General features: G+C 71.9%; 14 protein-coding genes and 1 pseudogene. 3 read left to right on the top strand and 12 right to left on the bottom strand.

Annotated elements, in window-relative coordinates:
- Window positions 1-13: 13 nt before the first annotated feature.
- The 4 genes from ACY3FI_RS06600 to hrcA form a co-directional block, all read right to left on the bottom strand.
- Window positions 14-370, bottom strand: coding sequence for a histidine triad nucleotide-binding protein (locus ACY3FI_RS06600; protein WP_462549987.1), 357 nt, complete (start codon window positions 368-370; stop codon window positions 14-16).
- A gap of 32 nt (window positions 371-402) precedes the next feature.
- On the bottom strand, window positions 403-1182 hold the full coding sequence (locus tag ACY3FI_RS06595; RefSeq protein ID WP_462549986.1) for a 16S rRNA (uracil(1498)-N(3))-methyltransferase: 780 nt from the start codon (window positions 1180-1182) through the stop codon (window positions 403-405).
- On the bottom strand, window positions 1182-2288 hold the full coding sequence (gene dnaJ, locus ACY3FI_RS06590; protein WP_462549985.1) for a molecular chaperone DnaJ: 1107 nt from the start codon (window positions 2286-2288) through the stop codon (window positions 1182-1184). Before dnaJ ends, ACY3FI_RS06595 begins: the two co-directional genes overlap by 1 nt.
- Window positions 2289-2396: 108 nt before the next feature.
- Window positions 2397-3413, bottom strand: a complete 1017-nt coding sequence (hrcA, locus tag ACY3FI_RS06585; protein ID WP_462549984.1) for a heat-inducible transcriptional repressor HrcA — start codon at window positions 3411-3413, stop codon at window positions 2397-2399.
- Between the two features lie 107 nt (window positions 3414-3520).
- On the opposite strand from hrcA, the gene ACY3FI_RS06580 reads away from it, so the two are divergent.
- Window positions 3521-3967, top strand: coding sequence for a DUF4870 domain-containing protein (locus ACY3FI_RS06580; RefSeq protein ID WP_462549983.1), 447 nt, complete (start codon window positions 3521-3523; stop codon window positions 3965-3967).
- Between the two features lie 7 nt (window positions 3968-3974).
- Here the strand turns inward: ACY3FI_RS06580 and hemW are convergent, their stop codons facing one another.
- Window positions 3975-5210, bottom strand: a complete 1236-nt coding sequence (hemW, locus tag ACY3FI_RS06575) for a radical SAM family heme chaperone HemW (RefSeq protein WP_462549982.1) — start codon at window positions 5208-5210, stop codon at window positions 3975-3977.
- Window positions 5211-5238: 28 nt separating this feature from the next.
- On the opposite strand from hemW, the gene ACY3FI_RS06570 reads away from it, so the two are divergent.
- Window positions 5239-5931, top strand: coding sequence for an HAD family hydrolase (locus ACY3FI_RS06570; protein ID WP_462549981.1), 693 nt, complete (start codon window positions 5239-5241; stop codon window positions 5929-5931).
- Here the strand turns inward: ACY3FI_RS06570 and ACY3FI_RS06565 are convergent.
- From ACY3FI_RS06565 to ACY3FI_RS06555, 3 genes are all read right to left on the bottom strand, one after another.
- Complete coding sequence (locus ACY3FI_RS06565; RefSeq protein WP_462549980.1) at window positions 5928-6575, bottom strand: DUF1990 domain-containing protein; 648 nt, start codon at window positions 6573-6575, stop codon at window positions 5928-5930. The two genes, ACY3FI_RS06570 and ACY3FI_RS06565, sit on opposite strands and share 4 nt — an antisense overlap.
- 55 nt (window positions 6576-6630) lie before the next feature.
- Window positions 6631-8478 (bottom strand): translation elongation factor 4, encoded by a 1848-nt coding sequence (lepA, locus tag ACY3FI_RS06560; protein ID WP_462549979.1) that lies wholly within the window; start codon window positions 8476-8478, stop codon window positions 6631-6633.
- Between the two features lie 214 nt (window positions 8479-8692).
- The gene (locus tag ACY3FI_RS06555; RefSeq protein WP_462549978.1) at window positions 8693-9898 is read right to left on the bottom strand and encodes a pyridoxal phosphate-dependent aminotransferase; all 1206 of its coding nucleotides are present in this window, start codon (window positions 9896-9898) and stop codon (window positions 8693-8695) included.
- Between the two features lie 191 nt (window positions 9899-10089).
- Here ACY3FI_RS06555 and rpsT point away from each other — a divergent pair, with 191 nt between their 5' ends.
- Complete coding sequence (rpsT, locus tag ACY3FI_RS06550; RefSeq protein ID WP_462549977.1) at window positions 10090-10350, top strand: 30S ribosomal protein S20; 261 nt, start codon at window positions 10090-10092, stop codon at window positions 10348-10350.
- Window positions 10351-10526: 176 nt separating this feature from the next.
- Here the strand turns inward: rpsT and holA are convergent, their stop codons facing one another.
- The 4 genes and pseudogenes from holA to leuS form a co-directional block, all read right to left on the bottom strand.
- Window positions 10527-11546: a DNA polymerase III subunit delta gene (gene holA, locus ACY3FI_RS06545; protein WP_462549976.1), complete on the bottom strand. Its 1020-nt coding sequence runs from the start codon at window positions 11544-11546 to the stop codon at window positions 10527-10529.
- A gap of 578 nt (window positions 11547-12124) precedes the next feature.
- Window positions 12125-13351: pseudogene (locus ACY3FI_RS06540) on the bottom strand (ComEC/Rec2 family competence protein); the annotation flags it as partial.
- A gap of 601 nt (window positions 13352-13952) precedes the next feature.
- Window positions 13953-14693, bottom strand: a complete 741-nt coding sequence (locus tag ACY3FI_RS06535; RefSeq protein WP_462549975.1) for a ComEA family DNA-binding protein — start codon at window positions 14691-14693, stop codon at window positions 13953-13955.
- Window positions 14694-14786: 93 nt separating this feature from the next.
- Window positions 14787-17342, bottom strand: coding sequence for a leucine--tRNA ligase (gene leuS, locus ACY3FI_RS06530; protein ID WP_462549974.1), 2556 nt, complete (start codon window positions 17340-17342; stop codon window positions 14787-14789).
- Window positions 17343-17430 lie beyond the last annotated feature (88 nt).

The following is a 17430-nucleotide window of genomic DNA, read 5'->3' as shown; positions in this document are numbered from 1 at the left end:
GTGGACGGGTTCGTCAACCGGCAAGGAGATTCCCTTCGTGCAGTTCACCTGCGAGGACGTGCGCGTGCACGTGGAACACGGTCTGGCCGGCGGCTTCGCCGGTGTTGAAGACGAGTCGGAACTGGCCGCCCGCGCGTTCGTCGGCGATGCGGCGGGCGGTGGCGACGACGTGCGCGAGGAGGTCGGGGTCACTGGCGGCGAGCTCGGTGACGTCGCGGTAGCGCTCGGTCTTCGGGATCACGAGCACGTGGACCGGCGCCTTGGGCGCGATGTCCTCGATCGCGATCACCCGGTCGTCCTCCGCCACGATCGTCGCGGGGATCTCACGGGCGATGATCTTCGTGAAGACGCTCGGCTCGCTGGTGCTCATGTCCTCCATCGTAGGACCCGCCCCCGACGCCGCTACCAGCGCCCGAGCCGGGTCTGGAGCACCGCGAGGGCGGCCGGACCGGCGGTCGAGGTGCGCAGCACCGTGTCGCCGAGCCGCACCCGCGTCGCGCCCGCCGCTGACAGACGGTCGAACTCGGCACCGTCGATCCCGCCCTCGGGCCCGACGATCAGGACGATCTCGTCGGCGTCGGCTGGCGGCTGCCACGCGGAGAGCCGCACCGCGCCCACCGGGTCCAGCACGACCAGCGCGCGTCGTGCCTCCCGGTCGGCACCGGCAGACCCCCCGGACCCAGCACCGGCGCCGGCCGCGAGCTGCGCCGTGGTCACCGGAGCGTCCACCGACGGCACGCGCGAGCGGACCGCCTGCTTGGCGGCCTCCTGCGCGATGGCCGCCCAGCGGGCACGGCCCTTCTCGACCTTCGGTCCCTCCCACCGGGAAACGCTGCGTGCCGCCGACCAGGGGACGATGCGGTCCACACCGATCTCGGTCGCCGCCTGCACCGCCATCTCGTCGCGCCCGCCCTTCGCCAGGGCCTGCACGAGGACGAGCGCGGGCCGCGGCGCAGCCTCGACCGCGACGTCCGCGACCGTCAGCGTCAGGCTGTCGCGACCGGTCGCCGCGACTGCACCCGAGACGACCGTCCCGAGACCGTCCGCGATCCGGAGCGTCTCGCCCACCCGGACCCGCGCCACCGAGACGGCGTGCCGCCCCTCGGCACCGTCGAGGGACACCGGGTCGCCGACGCCGATGCCGTCGAGGGTGCCCGGCTCGACCAGGTAGAGCGACGCCATCAGAAGTTGAAGAAGCGGTCGCGGAGCTTGCCGAACATGCCCTGCTGGAAGCGGGCGAGCTGCGGCTTCGGTGCCTTGTGCGACTTCGCGAGCTGCTCGACCAGCCCGCGCTCCTTGTGCGAGAGCTTGGTCGGGGTGACCACCTGCACGCCGACCCGCAGGTCGCCGCGTCCGGTGCCGCGGAGCTTCGTGACGCCGCGGTCCTTGATGACCAGGACGTCGGCGCTCTGCACGCCGGGCCGGATCTCGAGCTCGACCGGGCCGTCGAGGCCGTCGATGGTCGTGGTCGCGCCGAGGATCGCGTCGGTCATCTGCACCTCGAGCGTCGCCAGCAGGTCGTCGCCGTCGCGGCTGTAGACGTCGTGGTGCCGGACCTTGATCTCGAGGTAGAGGTCTCCCGAGGGGCCGCCGGCCGGACCGACCTCGCCCTGCCCGGGCATCTGCAGCCGGAGACCGGTCTCGACACCGGCGGGGACGTCCACCGGGATCGTGCGCCGGGCACGGACACGGCCCTGACCCTGGCAGGTCGGGCACGGGTTGGGGATCACGGTGCCGTACCCACGGCAGGTGCCGCAGGGGGCGCTCGTCACGACGTTGCCGAGGAGCGAGCGGACCTGCCGCTGGATGTGCCCCGTGCCCCCGCAGATGTCGCAGGTCTGGGGGTGGGTGCCGGGCGCCGCGCAGGAGCCGCCACACGTCTCGCAGAGCACGGCCGTGTCGACCTCGACGTCCTTGTGGATGCCGAAGACGACTTCGTCGAGGTCGACCTCGATCCGGAGCAGGGCGTCCTGGCCGCGCTCGGCACGCGACCGCGGGCCGTTGCCGCGACCGGCACCGCCGCCGCCGAAGAACGCGTCGAAGATGTCGCTGAAGCCGCCGGCGTTGCCGAACGGGCTGTCGGCCTGGGGCCCCGCGTCGTAGCGTCGCCGCTGCTCGGGGTCGCTCAGCACGTCGTACGCGTGCGTCACGTCCTTGAACCGCTCGGCCGCGTCCGGGCTCGGGTTCACGTCGGGGTGGAGCTCGCGGGCGAGCCGGCGGTACGCCTTCTTGATGTCGGCATCGGAGGCGTCCTGCTGGACGCCGAGGACGTCGTAGTGGTCTGCCACGTATCCCTCAGTCGGTTCGGTCGGTGCGGCGGTCGCCGCAGGTCGGGTCGGTCTGGAGGCGCGGATCGCCCCGGTGAGGCACCGCGCGTCGGTCGGGGGCCGGGTCGGTCACTGTTCACCCAGCAGCTTGGACAGGTACCGGGCGACCGCGCGGACCGCGGCCATGTTGGTGCCGTAGTCCATCCGGGTCGGGCCGAGCACGCCGAGACGTGCGACCTCGCCGCCGGCGAGGTACCCGCCCGCGACGATGCTGGTGGCGTCGAGCCCGTACCGGGCGTTCTCGACGCCGATGCGGGCCGCGACGCCGTCGTCCACCTGCATCTCCCCGAACAACCGGAGCAGGGTCACCTGTTCCTCGATCGCCTCCAGCACGGGGAACAGGCCGCCGGTGAAGTCCTGCTCGCTCTTGGCCAGGTTCGCCGCGCCCGCCATCACGAGGCGGTCCTGGCGGTTCGCGCCGACCTGCTCGATGAGCGTCGCCACCACGACGCCCGCGAGCGTCTGGGCATCCGGGCGGACCTGCTGCGGCACCGCGCGGAGCGCCCGTGGGACGTCCTGCAGCAGGAGCCCGACGCTCGCCCCGTTGACGACGGCGCGGAGTTCGGTGAGCGAGCCCTCGTCGAGCGGGACGTCCGTCTCGACGACGCGCTGTTCGACGCGGGCCGTGTCGGTGATGAGGACCACCATGAGCCGGGTGTCGGCGAGCCGGACCAGCTCGATGTGCTGCACGCGGGCGCGCACCATCGAGGGGTACTGCACCAGGGCGACCTGGTTCGTGAGCTGGCTGAGCAGGCGGACCGTGCGGCCGAGGACCTCGTCGAGGTCGTTCGGCGCGCCGAGGAAGGTCTCGATCGCGTGCCGCTGCGCGCTCGACAGCGGGCGGGCGGCGGCGAGGTGGTCCACGAAGACCCGGTACCCCTTGTCCGTCGGCACGCGCCCGGACGAGGTGTGCGGCGCGGCGATGAGCTGTTCGTCCTCGAGCTGCGCCATGTCGTTGCGGATCGTCGCCGCGCTCACCCCGAAGGCGTGCCGCTCGACGATGGTCTTCGAGCCGACCGGTTCGCGCGAGGCGACGTAGTCCCGCACGATGGCCTTGAGGACCTCGAGGCTGCGTTCGCTGACCACCCGGACCCCTTCCACTCGTTCTGGCACTCGGACGTGTCGACTGCTGATCCTACGCCCGACCGCCGACCGACCGGGACTTCTGCACAGCCCGGCGATACGCTCGGCGCATGACCTACGGACAGCAGCCCGGTGGCCCCTACGGACAGGAACCCGGCGCCAAGGACCCAGGCGGCCCGCAGTACCCCGGCGGCCCGCAGTACCCGGCAGGATGGACGCCGCCGCAGCCCCTCAGCCCCGAGGACCAGCGGCTCTGGGCGACCCTGACGCACGTCGGCGCGATCTTCTTCAGCCTCGTCGTGCCGATCATCGCGTACCTCGTGCTCCGCGACCGCGGGCAGTTCATCCGCGAGCACACCCGGCAGGCGCTCAACTTCCACATCACGGCGGCCATCGCGGGCTTCGTCTCCGGCCTGCTGACGATCGTGGTCATCGGCCTCGTGCTGCTGCCGGTCATCGGTGTGCTCGTGGTCGTCTTCTCGATCATGGCCGCGATCGCAGCCAACCAGGGGCGCTTCTACAAGTACCCGCTGGCGATCGAGTTCATCAAGCAGTAGTCGCGGGTCAGTCGAGCAGCTCGCGGACCACCGCGTCCGCGAGCAGGCGACCCTGCATCGTCAGCTCGATGCGTCCCCGCACCGCGGCCGGGCCGTCCACGAGACCACGTGCGATGAGCCCGGCGACGCGGCCCCGCGCCTCCCGGCGGAGCTCCGACGTGGCGAGCTCACCGCGGACCCGCGCCGCGAGCAGCACCCGTTCGACGTACCGGGTCTCGTCGTCGAGGGTCTCGCGACCTGCGGCCGGAGAGTCGCCGGCCAGCACCCGGTTCGCGTACGCGGCCGGGTGCTTGACGTTCCACCAGCGGGTCCCGGCGACCGCGGAGTGCGCGCCCGGACCGACGCCCCACCAGTCGTGGCCCTTCCAGTAGGAGAGGTTGTGCCGGCTGGCGTGCTGAGTGGTCCCGCCGTCCGGGTCCGTCCTGGCCCAGTTCGACACCTCGTACCAGGCGTAGCCGGCGTCGCCGAGCACCCGGTCCGCGAGCTCGTACATGTCGGCGGCCAGGTCGTCGTCCGGAGCGGGCAGTTCGCCGCGCGCGACCATGCGGCCCATCGCGGTGCCCTCCTCGACGATGAGCGAGTAGGCGGACACGTGGTCTGGCTCGCAGGCCAGGGCCGCGTCGAGCGAGGTCCGCCAGTCGTCGAGGGACTCCCCCGGCGTCGAGTAGATCAGGTCGAGCGAGACGTCGAGCCCCTGCTGCTTCGCGAGGTCCACGACCACGGGCACACGCTCAGGGTCGTGCGTCCGGTCGAGGGTCGCCAGCACGTGCGGCACCGCCGACTGCATGCCGTAGCTGACCCGGGTGAAGCCCGCCGCGTGCAGCGTCGCGAGGGCGTCCGCGTCCACCGAGTCCGGGTTCGCCTCGGTCGTGACCTCGGCGCCGGGCAGGATCCCCCAGGTGTCGTCGATCGCACGGAGCACCATCGCCAGGTCGGACGCCGGGAGCATCGTCGGGGTGCCGCCGCCGAAGAACACCGTGGACACCGGGCGGCGCGGGACACCGGACCGGTCGAGGACCTCGGCGGCCCACTCGATCTCGCGCACCGCGTGCCCGGCGTAGTCGTCGCGTCGGACGCCCCGCAGCTCGGACGCCGTGTACGTGTTGAAGTCGCAGTACCCGCAGCGGACCCGGCAGAACGGCACGTGCACGTAGACACCGAACGGCACCTCGCCCGCTCCGGGCCCCGGGTCGATCAGTCCGTCCGTGGGAGCGGGATCGGCGATCGGGAGAGCACTCGGCATGATCTCCATTGTCCGTCATGATGGAGGCATGGAGCACCAGCCCGTCCCCACGACCGTGCTGTGGGACATCGACGGCACCCTCGTGATGAACGCCGCGTCCCCGGGGAACCTATACCACCTCGCCCTCGAGCGGGCCGTCGGACGCGACCTCGTCCTGCGCGTCGGACACCAGCACGGCCGCACCGACGCCGGACTCATCGCCGAGCACGTGCGCGCCCATCACCTCGAGGACGACCTCATCCCCACGGTGACCGCGCACCTGCGCGACCTCACCGACGAACGCCACCGCTCGGGCGACCACCGGTCCCCCGCGCCGGGTGCCGTCGCGCTCGTCCGCCGCTTCGCCGCCCTCGGCTGGCGGAACGGCCTGCTCACCGGCAACTCCGCGCACCGTGCGCGCATCAAGCTGCAGGGCGCCGGGTTCGACGTCGATGCGTTCGACTGGGAGCACTCCTACTTCGGCGACACCGAGGTCGACCGGTCCGGAGTGACCGCCCGGGCGGCCGCCGCCCTCGCCGGGACGCGGGCCGTCATCGTCGGCGACACCCCACGCGACGGCGAGGCCGCCGACGCCGCTGGCATCCCGTTCCTCGCGGTCGCGACGGGCGTCTACGACGCCGACGCGCTCCGGGCGACGAGCGCGGTGGCGATCGCGCGGAACTGCGTCGACGACGCCACGCTCATCGAGGACGCGATCGCGGCGCTGCCGCCGCTGGACTAGTCGCCGCGGAGGGCGACCAGGTACTTCTCGGCCATCGACTTCTGCTGGCGGCGGACCAGCGGCGCCACGAACTGCCACTTCCGGCTCGCCGGGTGCGAGAACTGCCGGATCTGCAGCCACACGGAGCCGTCCGGCGTCCGTTCCACCACGAAGGACTCCTCGCCCGAGAGCGGGTGCCCCTCGAGGGTGCCGTAGGCGAAGCCCTTCCGGTCGGTCTCGTCGATGATCGACACGACCCGGACCGGCGCGTGCACCGTCTGCCCGAACGCGTGCATGGTGAGCGTCGCACTCGTGCCCGCCGTCACCAGCGGGGTGCCGTCGGGCGCGAACTTCTCGACCCGCGGGGTCCCGATCGACGCGGGGGCGATCGGCACGCCGTGCTCGTCGAAGGTCACCGGGTTGTAGCGCACCTCGTCGTCGTCGGGCTGGTCCTCGACCTGCACGCGGATGCCGCTGCGCTCCTGGATCTGCCAGGTCAGCGCCTGCGTCACCGCGGTCTCGAACCGCTGGTCCCCGTGCCCGATCCGGGCCCGTGACTCGGACGGGGTGAACCCCTCCGGCGGGTAGGTCATGAGGTCCGGCGCCTGGGTCGCCCCCACGGCTCCGTACGTCAGTGCGGTCCGGTACGCGCCGCGAGAACTCATGCTGCAACCCTACCCGGGCGTCGTCGGCGCCAGGTCCGACGAACGCCCGGTCCGGCTACTTCTTCTTCTCCTCGACGTCCCCGGAGAGCGCCGCGATGAAGGCCTCCTGCGGGACCTCGACACGGCCCACCATCTTCATGCGCTTCTTGCCCTCCTTCTGCTTCTCGAGGAGCTTGCGCTTGCGGGTGATGTCGCCGCCGTAGCACTTCGCGAGGACGTCCTTGCGCATCGCCCGGATGCTCTCGCGGGCGATGATGCGGGCACCGATGGCCGCCTGGATCGGCACCTCGAACTGCTGGCGCGGGATGAGCTTGCGGAGGCGCTCGGTCATGAGCGTGCCGTACGCGTACGCCTTGTCGCGGTGCACGATCGCGCTGAACGCGTCGACCTGCTCGCCCTGCAGCAGGATGTCGACCTTCACGAGGTCGGCCGCCTGGTCGCCGGTCGGTTCGTAGTCGAGCGAGGCGTAGCCCTGCGTCTTGCTCTTCAGCTGGTCGAAGAAGTCGAAGACGATCTCGCCGAGGGGCATCTCGTAGCGGATCTCGACGCGGTCCTCGCCGAGGTACTCCATGCCGAGCAACGAGCCGCGGCGCGACTGGCAGAGCTCCATGATCGCGCCGACGTAGTCCTTCGGCGCGAGGATCGCGGCGCGGACCATCGGCTCGCGGACCTCGACGATGCGGCCGCCCGGGAACTCCGACGGGTTCGTGACCTCGGTCACCGAGTTGTCCTCGTTCGTGACCTCGTAGATCACGCTCGGAGCGGTGGTGATGAGGTCGAGGCCGAACTCGCGGGAGAGCCGCTCGGTGATGATCTCGAGGTGCAGCAGGCCGAGGAAGCCGCAGCGGAACCCGAAGCCGAGCGCGACGGACGTCTCGGGCTCGTACACCAGCGCGGCGTCGGACAGCTTGAGCTTGTCGAGCGCCTCGCGCAGGTCCGGGTAGTCGGAGCCGTCGATCGGGTACAGACCCGAGAAGACCATCGGCTTCGGGTCGGTGTAGCCGGCGAGCGGCTCCGTCGCGGGCTTCTGTGCCGTCGTGACCGTGTCGCCGACCTTCGACTGACGGACGTCCTTCACGCCGGTGATGAGGTACCCGACCTCACCGACGCTGAGGCCCTTCGTCGGCTTCGGCTCGGGCGACGACACCCCGATCTCGAGGATCTCGTGCGTCGACTTCGTCGACATCATCTGGATCTTCTCGCGGGGGTGGATCGTGCCGTCGATCATGCGGACGTACGTCACGACGCCGCGGTAGCTGTCGTACACGGAGTCGAAGATCATCGCGCGGGGCGCGGCCTCGACGTCGCCGACGGGGTTCGGCACGGTGCGGACGACGCGGTCGAGGAGCTCGGGCACGCCGACACCGGTCTTGCCCGAGACACGCAGGACGTCCTCCGGCTTGCCGCCGATCAGCTGCGCGAGCTCGGCCGCGTACTTGTCGGGGTCGGCCGCGGGGAGGTCGATCTTGTTGAGCACCGGGATGATCTCGAGGTCGTTCTCGAGCGCCAGGTACAGGTTCGCGAGGGTCTGGGCCTCGATGCCCTGCGCCGCGTCGACGAGCAGGATGGCGCCTTCGCACGCGGCGAGGGAGCGGGAGACCTCGTACGAGAAGTCGACGTGCCCCGGCGTGTCGATCATGTTCAGCGCGAAGGTCTGCCCGTCGAGCTCCCAGGGCATGCGGACGGCCTGCGACTTGATCGTGATGCCGCGCTCGCGCTCGATGTCCATGCGGTCGAGGTACTGCGCACGCATGGCGCGGTCCTCGACGATGCCGGTGATCTGCAGCATGCGGTCGGCCAGCGTGGACTTGCCGTGGTCGATGTGCGCGATGATGCAGAAGTTGCGGATCGCGTCGGCCGGGGTCGAGGCGGGCTCGAGCGGCGCGGATGCTTGTGGGCTCACGGTTCCTCGGGGTGGGTCGGACGGTCGCACGATTGTCCCACGGTTGTGCGCGGGTGGCGCGCAGCGCCGCCCGCGGCTGTGGACGGGACGGTGTGCGGACAACGCTGTGCAGGGGTGGGACCGGCCATCGGCGGAGCGAGCGGGTGCGTGTCGAGGAGGGCGCGCCTCCAGACCGGCCTGGAGGCACGGTGTCGGTCCGCCGTCCGGCCGGCGGTCAGACCGTGGCCGGCTCCGGGACCGGCAGCGCACCGAGGCCGCGACGGAGGTCCACCGCGGTCACGGCGAGGCACACGCGGATCCAGCCCTCGCCCGTGCGGCCGAAGGCGCTGCCCGGTGCGACCGCGACCCGTTCGCGTTGCAGGAAGTCGAGCGCCCAGCCCTGCACGTCCCCCTGCGAGGCGTGCGACACGTCGATCCAGAGGTAGAAGGCACCGCGGGGATCGAGGTAGCGGAGGCCGGCGGCGTCGAGCACCTCCTTCGCGATCGCGAGGTTCGCGCGGTAGTGCTCGCGGGCCTCCTGCACGGCGGAGTGATCGCCGACGATCGCGGCGAGGGCGGCCCACTGGTCGGGCTCCGCGACGCAGCTGATCATGGCCTCCTGCACGGTCCGCATCGTCGGGCCGAGGCCCTTCGGCGTCACGAGGTACCCGACGCGCACGCCGGTCATGGCGTACGTCTTGCTCAGCGAGAACGCCGTGAACACACGGTCGTCCTCGTCGAGCGCCGCCAGGCTGACGTGGCGGACACCGTGCGTGAAGTACTCGTAGACCTCGTCGCTGATCACCCACAGGTCGTGCCGCTTCGCGAGTGCCAGGAGATCGCGGAGCGTCTGCTCGGAGAACACCGAGCCGAGCGGGTTCGACGGCGAGTTCACCACGATGGCCCGGGTGCGCTCGGTGATGCTCGCCTCGAGCGCGCCGAGGTCCGGCTCGAAGTCGTGCGCCGGGGAGAGCTGGTAGGGCACCGGGGTCGCGCCGAGGATGCGGGCGTTCATCGTGAACGTCGTGTAGCCCGGGTCCGGCACGAGCACCTCGTCACCCGGGGACAGCACGAGGGTCATCGCCTGGAAGAGTGCCTGGGTGGCGCCGATCGTCAGCCAGACCTGCTCGACGTCGACCTCGATCCGGTTCTCGCGGCGGAGCTTGTCGCGGATCGCCTCACGGAGCGGGGCGATGCCGCCGTTGGGGGTGTAGTCGGTGCGGTCCTCGGTCCACGCGCGGCGGGCGGCGTCGCCGATGTGGGCGGCGACGGGGACGTCGGGCTCACCGATGACGAGCATCGCGACGCCCTCGACGTCCTGGGCGTCCTGCTGCTGCGCTCGCTGCTCGGCGTGCTCCGCACGGAGTCGGGCTGCCTGCTCGTAGACGCGGCGGATGCCGGAGGCGGGGACGGTGTCGATACGGGGCGCGAGCGAAGGCACGTCGTCACCGTAACCGCTTCCGTGTTGCGGGCGGATTGCGGCGGGTCGGTGCTTTGGAGGAACGCCCTCGTCCTGGTAACGTTGACGGCTGGACTTCCGCGTTCCCCGCCCACGGGTGGAACGCGATGCGACCAAGGGACCCTCTACCCAGCGGTCGCGACCACCCGTAGAGACGAGAAGGAGCAACACGCATGGCGAACATCAAGTCGCAGATGAAGCGCATCAAGACCAACCTCAAGGCCCAGGAGCGCAACAAGGCGTACCGGTCCGAGCTCAAGACGGTCATCCGTCGCACCAACGAGGCCGTCCTGTCGGGCGACAAGGACAAGGCCGCTGCGGCGCTCCTCCTCGCCTCGAAGAAGCTCGACAAGGCCGTGAGCAAGGGCGTCATCCACAAGAACCAGGCCGCGAACCGCAAGTCGGCCATCGCGAAGAAGGTCTCCGCGCTCTGAGCAGCGTGAGCACCGCGCTCGCTTGAGTGCTGCACGAAGGCCCCGTACCGGAAGGTGCGGGGCCTTCGTCGTGTGCGGGCGTCGTTCCGCGCGAACCGTGCGGGCACGCGGGCGGTGGGTCGGCAGCCACCACACGAGCTCGTGCGGCGGGCCACGGTGCACCCCTGCGGGTGCGGTCAGCGGGCCTCGCCGCGCCGCGCGATCATCCGCACCATGACCTCGAGCGCGTAGTGGGCGTCCCGCGAGCCGCCCTTCACCGCGGTGTCCGCCTCGGCGATGCTCGTGATGGCGTTCGCCAGCCCGGCCTCGCTCCACCCGGCGACGTCCCGCTGCGCCCGCTGCACCTGCCACGGCGCCATCCCGAGCGCCGAGGCCGCCTGCCCGCTCGGGCCCCTGAACGCGCTGACCTTCGCCATCGTGCGGATCTTGCTGGCGAAGGCCGCGACGATCGGGACCGGTGCCTCCCCCGTCGCGAGGGCGTGCCGCAGCTCGACGACCGCCGGTGCCGAACGTCCGGCCAGGGCGATGTCCGCCACCTTGAACGCGTTCGTCTCGACCCGTCCGCCGTAGTACTTGTCGACGACCTTGTCGGTGATCTCCTGCGCCTCGTCGGCCAGCAGCTGCCGGCACGCGGCCGCGAGTTCGGCGAGGTCGTCCGCGAACGCAGCGACGAGAGTCCGGACGGCCGACGGCACGATCCGACGCCGTCCGGCCCGGAACTCGGCGTTCACGAACTCGATGCGGTCGGTCTCGCGCTTGAGCTCGTCACACTGCACCTCGACGCCGCCGCCGACGCCGCTGCGGATCGTGTCGAGGAGCTTCTTCCCCCGGACCCCGCCGCCGTGCCGGAGCACGAGGGTGACGTCGTCGGCGGGGGCGCCGAGGTAGGAGATCGTCTCCGTGATGAACGAGTCGGTGCACTTCTCGACGTTCGTGACCCGGACGAGCCGCGGTTCGCCGAAGAGGGAGGGGCTCGCGAGCGTCGCGAGCAGGCCGGGAGCGTACTGGTCGGCTTCGAGGTCGTGCACCTCGAGCGCCGGGTCCTCGCCCACGAGCAGGTCGCGCAGGACGCTGCTGGCCCGGTCGGCGAGGAACTGCTCCGGCCCGGTGATGAGCACGACGGGCGCGGGTCGGACACCCGACCACGGCACCTGGTCGATCTTCGCGGCGGCCCGGACGGGCTTCTTGGCGGCCATGCCTCGATCCTACGGGCGACGTCCGACCCGGGACGCTCCGTCCACACCCGCAGCCCCCCGCCCGGAGCACGGCCGAGGACGACGGTGCCGTACCGGTCCGTGCGGTAGGGCGTCGTCCCCACGGCTGCGAGCATGTCGAGTGCCGAACGGGTGGGGTGCCCGTAGGTGTTGTCGCTGCCGACACCGATCAGCCCGACAGCGGCTGCGGCTGCTCGGTAGAGCTGCGGGTCCTGGTCGGCGGAGCCGTGGTGCGACACCTTGACGACGTCGACCGGCCCGATGCCGCCCATGCCGGCGTCGCTGCCTGCGGCGCGGAGGCGGCGTTGGCCGTCCTCGCCGAGGTCGCCGAGGAAGAGACCGGCCAGACACGACGCACAGCCACCCGCGGTCCGCAGCACCAGACTCGCATCGTTCCCGGCCTCGCCGTCCCCCTCCCGCGGCCAGAGCACGCGCCACTGCTGCGCCCCGAGCGTGCCGGAGGTGCGGTCGTCGGCGCGGCGCACGTCGACCCCGCCGCCGCGGAGCGTCCGCACCACCGCGCGGTCCTCCGGACGACCGGTGGGACCGACGAGCGCGGTCGTGGTCCGGGCTGCGACGAGCCCGACCGCGCCGACGTGGTCGCGGTCGAAGTGGGTCAGGACGAGCAGGTCGATCCGGTCGACGCCGAGGAGCACCAGGCACCGGTCGAGTGCGTCCTCGTCGTCCCCGGTGTCGATCAGCGCCGTGGCCCCGAGACTGCGGAGCAGGACCGCATCACCCTGGCCGACGTCGCACGCCGCGACCGACCAGTCGGCGGGGAGCGTACTGCGGACCACCAGCGTGGGGACGGCCACGGAGGCGACGCCGACGACCACCACGACGGCCGCCCCGAGCAGGAGCAGTGATCTGCGCTGCACGGACGTGGGGGCCTGCCGCGAACGCACGCGCGTGACGCCGGTGTCCTCGGCGGCGCCCGCTCGCTCCCGCACCAGCATCGCCGTGGAAACGCATCCGCTCACCACCCCCGCAGCGCACACCCCGATCCACCCCGGCGGCCACGGCAGCGATGCACCCGGCAGGGCGGCCGCTCCACGGGCCACCGCACCGATCGCCGATGCGGGCGCCCAAGCGACCCCGGCCAGCACGCCGCTCCCCCAGGGCCACAGCGGGGCGAGCAGACAGGACCCGAGGCCCACCACCGTGACGACCGGTGCGAGTGGTTCGGTGACCAGGTTCGCCGGGATGCCGTACGTCGGCAGCACCGCCGCGAGCGGGACGGTGGCGGGCCAGCACGCGACCTGCGCCGCCACGGGCACCGCGACCGCGGCGGCCACCGGCAGCGGCACGTGCCTGACGAGCAGCCCGGTCAGCGGCGGAGCGAGCACCACGATCCCACTCGTCGCGAGCACCGACAGCACGAACGCCGGCGCCCGGGCGTACCAGGGGTCGGCGACGAGCATGCCGATGACCGCGAGGGCGATCAGCGGGACGCCGCGCACGGGTCGACCGGTCAGCCGTACACCGAGCACGACGACCGCCATCACCGTCGCCCGGACGATGGACGGGTCCGGCCGGACGAGCACGACGAACACGAGCAGGAACCCCACCGCGAGCACCGCGCGGGTCACCCGCCCGAGGCCGACCGTGCGGCCGAGCATGACCACGAGGCCGACGACCACCGCGCAGTTCGCACCGGACACCGCCGTGAGGTGGGTGAGCGCCGTGGTCTCCATCGCCGTCTCGGTGTCGGGGTCGAATCCGCTCCGGTCGCCGATCGCGAGCCCCCGGAGGAGTGCCCCGCCGGGTTCCGGCAACCGCGCCGTCACCTCGGTGAAGGACCGCCGCACCTGACCGGTCGCCGCGAGCAGGCCGGTGGGCGCTGTCTCCTCCGACCCGCCCCGCAGGAACACGACCGCAGCCGTCGGGGATCCGGCCTCGTCCGGTTCGACCGTGCCGTGCCCGCTCAGCAGGGTGCCGGCTCCGAGCACGTGTCGTCGCGTCCGATGCTCGGGGACGACCCGCACCGGCACCGACAGCCCGTCGACGTCGCTGAGCCGGGTGAGCCGTCCGGTCACCGAGTGGTCCGCCGGCGACAGGTCCCGCGTCAGGACGAGTTCGACGGCAGCCGTCCGTCCGGAGGCTGCCCGCAGGACCGGGGGCGATCGGTGCGCGTGTCCGACGAGGACGGCGATCGCGACGACGAGGCACACCGCAGCAGCGACGGTGCACCGCGACACGACTCGGGTGCCTCCGGCACGGGTGACGAGCGCCGTGCAGCCGGCGCCGAACAGCAGCCCGAGCGCGGCGATCACCGACCACACCGCCTCCGGGGCGCCGATCAGCAGGGCGGCCAGCACCCAGGCCAGGACGGCGGGCACGGCGAGCCGGAGGTCGTCCCGTCCCGGCGACCCGCCCGGCCGCAACGGCTCAGACACGGACCAGGCCCTGCAGGTCCGCGAACCGTCCGTCACCGATGCCGCTGACCTCGAGCAGGTCCTCCACCGAGCGGAACCCGCCGTGCTCCTCACGCCAGGCGATGATCCGCCCCGCGAGCGAGGGCCCGATGCCGGGCAGGGTCTCGAGCGTCGCCTGGTCCGCCGCGTTCAGGTCGACGAGGGCACCCGGTCCGGCCCCGGCAGCTCCGCCGGCACCGGCACCGGCACCGGCGTCTCCACCTGCGCCGCCGCTGGCGTCCACCACGGCCGGCGGTTCCGTCTCACCCGTCGCCGGGACGTAGATCCGCTCTCCGTCCACCACCGGCCGCGCCAGGTTGAGCCGCGCGAGGTCCGCGGCCGGCGTGGCTCCCCCGGCCCGCTCGACGGCGGTCTCGACCCGGGCCCCCGACGTCAGGGTGACGACTCCGGGGCGCCGGACCGCGCCGGCCACGTGGACCACCACGGAGGACCCGGCCGTCGCCGCGACGGGCGCGTCCGCCGGATCACCCTGCGCCGGCCGCGACGCGGCCTGCGGCGTTCCCGACGCCGTGGGCGCAGCCGCCCCGGTGACCGTCACCGGACCACCGGGACCGTGCCCCGCGCCTCCAGACCGCAGTGTCGCGACGACCACGATCACCAGCGCGACGAGCACGACGGCGGCGGCGAGCAGGAGGGCGGCGCGCGGGGTCAGCGTGGCGCACGACGCGGGTGACGAGGGCGGTGGCGAGGACATGCCGGAACGCTAGGGAGCCCGGCCGTCCGGCCGGGCTCCCCGAGATCCGTCAGTGGACGGAAGGCACGATGCCGCCCCTGTGCAGGGTGGCCGCTACCCCTTGATGGCGATGTTCACGAGCTTCGGCGCCCGCACGATCACCTTCACGATCTCCCGGTCCCCGATGTACCGCTGCACGTTGGCCGACGACCGCGCGAGCTGCTCCAGCTCGTCCGCCTCGATCGACTTCGACACCTCGAACGAGTCGCGCACCTTGCCGTTCACCTGCACGACGGCGGTCAGGGACTCCTGCACGAGCAGCGTGGGGTCGGCCTTCCGCCAGCCGTACGTGGCGACGGTGGCCTCGTAGCCCAGCTTCTCCCACATCTCCTCGCCGGTGTACGGCGCGAACACGCTGAGGGCGAGCGCGATGGTCTCGACGGCCTCGCGCACGGCGGGGTCGCCGGCACCGGGGCCGCTGTCGATCGCCTTGCGGGTGACGTTCACCAGGTCCATGAGCCGCGCGATCACGACGTTGAACTTGAACGCCTCCATCATCCCCGGCGCATCGGCCAGGAACCGGTGCGTGACCTGCCGCAGCGCCCGGTCGCCGTCCGCCCACACCGCGTCGCGCGACGACGTGACGTCGAGCGCGAGCCGGTAGGCGCGGGCGAGGAAGCGCGCCGAAGCGGACGGGGAGACGTCCTCCCAGTTGATGTCGTCCTCCGGCGGTCCGGCGAAGCCCATCACCAGGCGGATGGCGTCGACGCCGTTCGCGTCGAGCTCGTCGCCGAGCGAGACGCCGCCCTTCGACTTCGACATCTTGGAGCCGCCGGAGAGCACCATGCCCTGGTTGAGCAGCGCCGAGAAGGGCTCGGTGAAGTCGAGGTACCCCAGGTCGAACAGGACCTTCGTGACGAAGCGCGCGTAGAGCAGGTGCAGGATCGCGTGCTCGATGCCGCCGATGTACTGGTCGACCGGGGCCCACTTGCGCGCGATCGCCGGGTCGAAGGCCTGCGTGTCGTCGTTCGCGGCGAGGAAGCGCAGGAAGTACCACGACGAGTCGACGAACGTGTCCATCGTGTCGGTGTCCCGGGTCGCCGGGGTGCCGTCCACCGGGTTCGGGACGTTCACCCAGTCGGTCGCTCCGCCGAGGGGCGAGGTGCCCTTCGGCTTGAGGTCGAGGCCCTCGGTCGACGGCAGGCGCACCGGCAGCTGGTCCATCGGGACCGGGTGCTCGGTGCCGTCCGCGCCGTGGATGATCGGGATCGGGGTGCCCCAGAACCGCTGGCGCGAGATGAGCCAGTCGCGCAGGCGGTAGGTCTTCGCCGCACGACCGGTGCCGCGCTCCTCGAGCAGCGAGATCGCGGCGGTGATGGCGTGCTGCTTCGACATGCCGTCGAGCGGGCCGGAGTTGATCATCCGGCCCTGCCCGGTCAGCGCCTCGCCGGTCGCGACCGGGTCGAGCACCGGGAGGTCGAAGTCGTCCAGCGTCGCGCCCTCGGGGATCACCGGGATCGCCCCGGTGACGGCGGCGTTCGTGTCGACGACGACCTTGACCGGCAGGTCGAAGGCCCGCGCGAAGTCCAGGTCACGCTGGTCGTGCGCGGGCACGGCCATGACCGCGCCGTGCCCGTAGTCGGCGAGGACGTAGTCGGCGGCCCAGATCGGCAGGCGCTCCCCCGTCAGCGGGTGGATCGCGAACCGGCCGAGCGGCACGCCGGTCTTCGGCCGGTCGGCGTTCTGCCGGTCGATCTCCGACGTCTTCTGCGTCGCCACCAGGTAGGACTCGAAATCGGCGCGCACGTCGTCAGGAGCAGAGGCGACGAGCGACGCGGCCAGGTCGGAGTCGGGCGCCACCACGAGGAACGTCACGCCGTGGATGGTGTCCGGACGCGTGGTGAACACCGTGACGGGCTCGTCGCGGTCCTCGATCACGAAGTCGACGTCGGCACCGACCGAGCGGCCGATCCAGTTGCGCTGCTGCGCGATGACCTTCGCCGGCCACCGCCCCTCGAGCTGGTTGAGGTCGTCGAGCAGGCGGTCGGCGTACTTCGTGATCGCGAAGTACCACTGCGTCAGCTTCTTCTTGACGACGACCGCGCCGGAGCGGTCAGAGGTGCCGTCGGGCAGCACCTGCTCGTTCGCGAGCACCGTCTGGTCCACCGGGTCCCAGTTGACCCAGCTGTCCTTCCGGTACGCCAGGCCCTTCTCGTACATCTTGAGGAACAGCCACTGGTTCCACTTGTAGTACTCGGGGTCCGAGGTGTGGATCTCGGTCGTCCAGTCGAAGGACGGCGCGTAGCGCTTGAACGAGGCCTTCTGCTGCTCGATGTTGGCGTACGTCCACTCCTTGGGGTCGACGCCGCGCTTGATCGCCGCGTTCTCGGCGGGCAGGCCGAAGGAGTCCCAGCCGATCGGGTGCAGCACGTTGAACCCCTGCTGCCGCCAGTAGCGCGCCACGAAGTCGCCGAGCGCCCAGTTCTCGGCGTGCCCCATGTGCAGGTCGCCGGAGGGGTACGGGAACATCTCGAGGATGTACTTGCGCGGCCGGGTGTCGTCGAGGTCGGTCGTGAAGAGCCCGAGCTCCTCCCAGCGGGGCTGCCACTTCTCCTGGAGACGACCGAAGTCGTAGGCGTTCGGGTCCTCGGCGTGCTGCTCGGTGGTCACGGTCACCAAGATTACAAGGCCTGGAGGCACGGCTCGGCCCCGTGACGCCGCCGCACCGCCGTCGCGCTCCGGCCTGGAGGCGCGGCTC

The sequence above is a fragment of the Curtobacterium sp. RM9 genome (assembly GCF_054956955.1).
Note: the sequence above shows the minus strand (reverse complement) of the source record. Positions and strands in the feature narration are given on the sequence as shown.

What these genes read in the sequence shown, in the direction of transcription:
- ACY3FI_RS06600 (WP_462549987.1), bottom strand. Translation starts at nt 370, where the DNA reads ATGAGCACCAGCGAGCCGAGCGTCTTCACGAAGATCATCGCCCGTGAG.
- ACY3FI_RS06595 (WP_462549986.1), bottom strand. Translation starts at nt 1,182, where the DNA reads ATGGCGTCGCTCTACCTGGTCGAGCCGGGCACCCTCGACGGCATCGGC.
- ACY3FI_RS06580 (WP_462549983.1), top strand. Translation starts at nt 3,521, where the DNA reads ATGACCTACGGACAGCAGCCCGGTGGCCCCTACGGACAGGAACCCGGC.
- hemW (WP_462549982.1), bottom strand. Translation starts at nt 5,210, where the DNA reads ATGCCGAGTGCTCTCCCGATCGCCGATCCCGCTCCCACGGACGGACTG.
- ACY3FI_RS06570 (WP_462549981.1), top strand. Translation starts at nt 5,239, where the DNA reads ATGGAGCACCAGCCCGTCCCCACGACCGTGCTGTGGGACATCGACGGC.
- ACY3FI_RS06565 (WP_462549980.1), bottom strand. Translation starts at nt 6,575, where the DNA reads ATGAGTTCTCGCGGCGCGTACCGGACCGCACTGACGTACGGAGCCGTG.
- rpsT (WP_462549977.1), top strand. Translation starts at nt 10,090, where the DNA reads ATGGCGAACATCAAGTCGCAGATGAAGCGCATCAAGACCAACCTCAAG.
- holA (WP_462549976.1), bottom strand. Translation starts at nt 11,546, where the DNA reads ATGGCCGCCAAGAAGCCCGTCCGGGCCGCCGCGAAGATCGACCAGGTG.
- ACY3FI_RS06535 (WP_462549975.1), bottom strand. Translation starts at nt 14,693, where the DNA reads ATGTCCTCGCCACCGCCCTCGTCACCCGCGTCGTGCGCCACGCTGACC.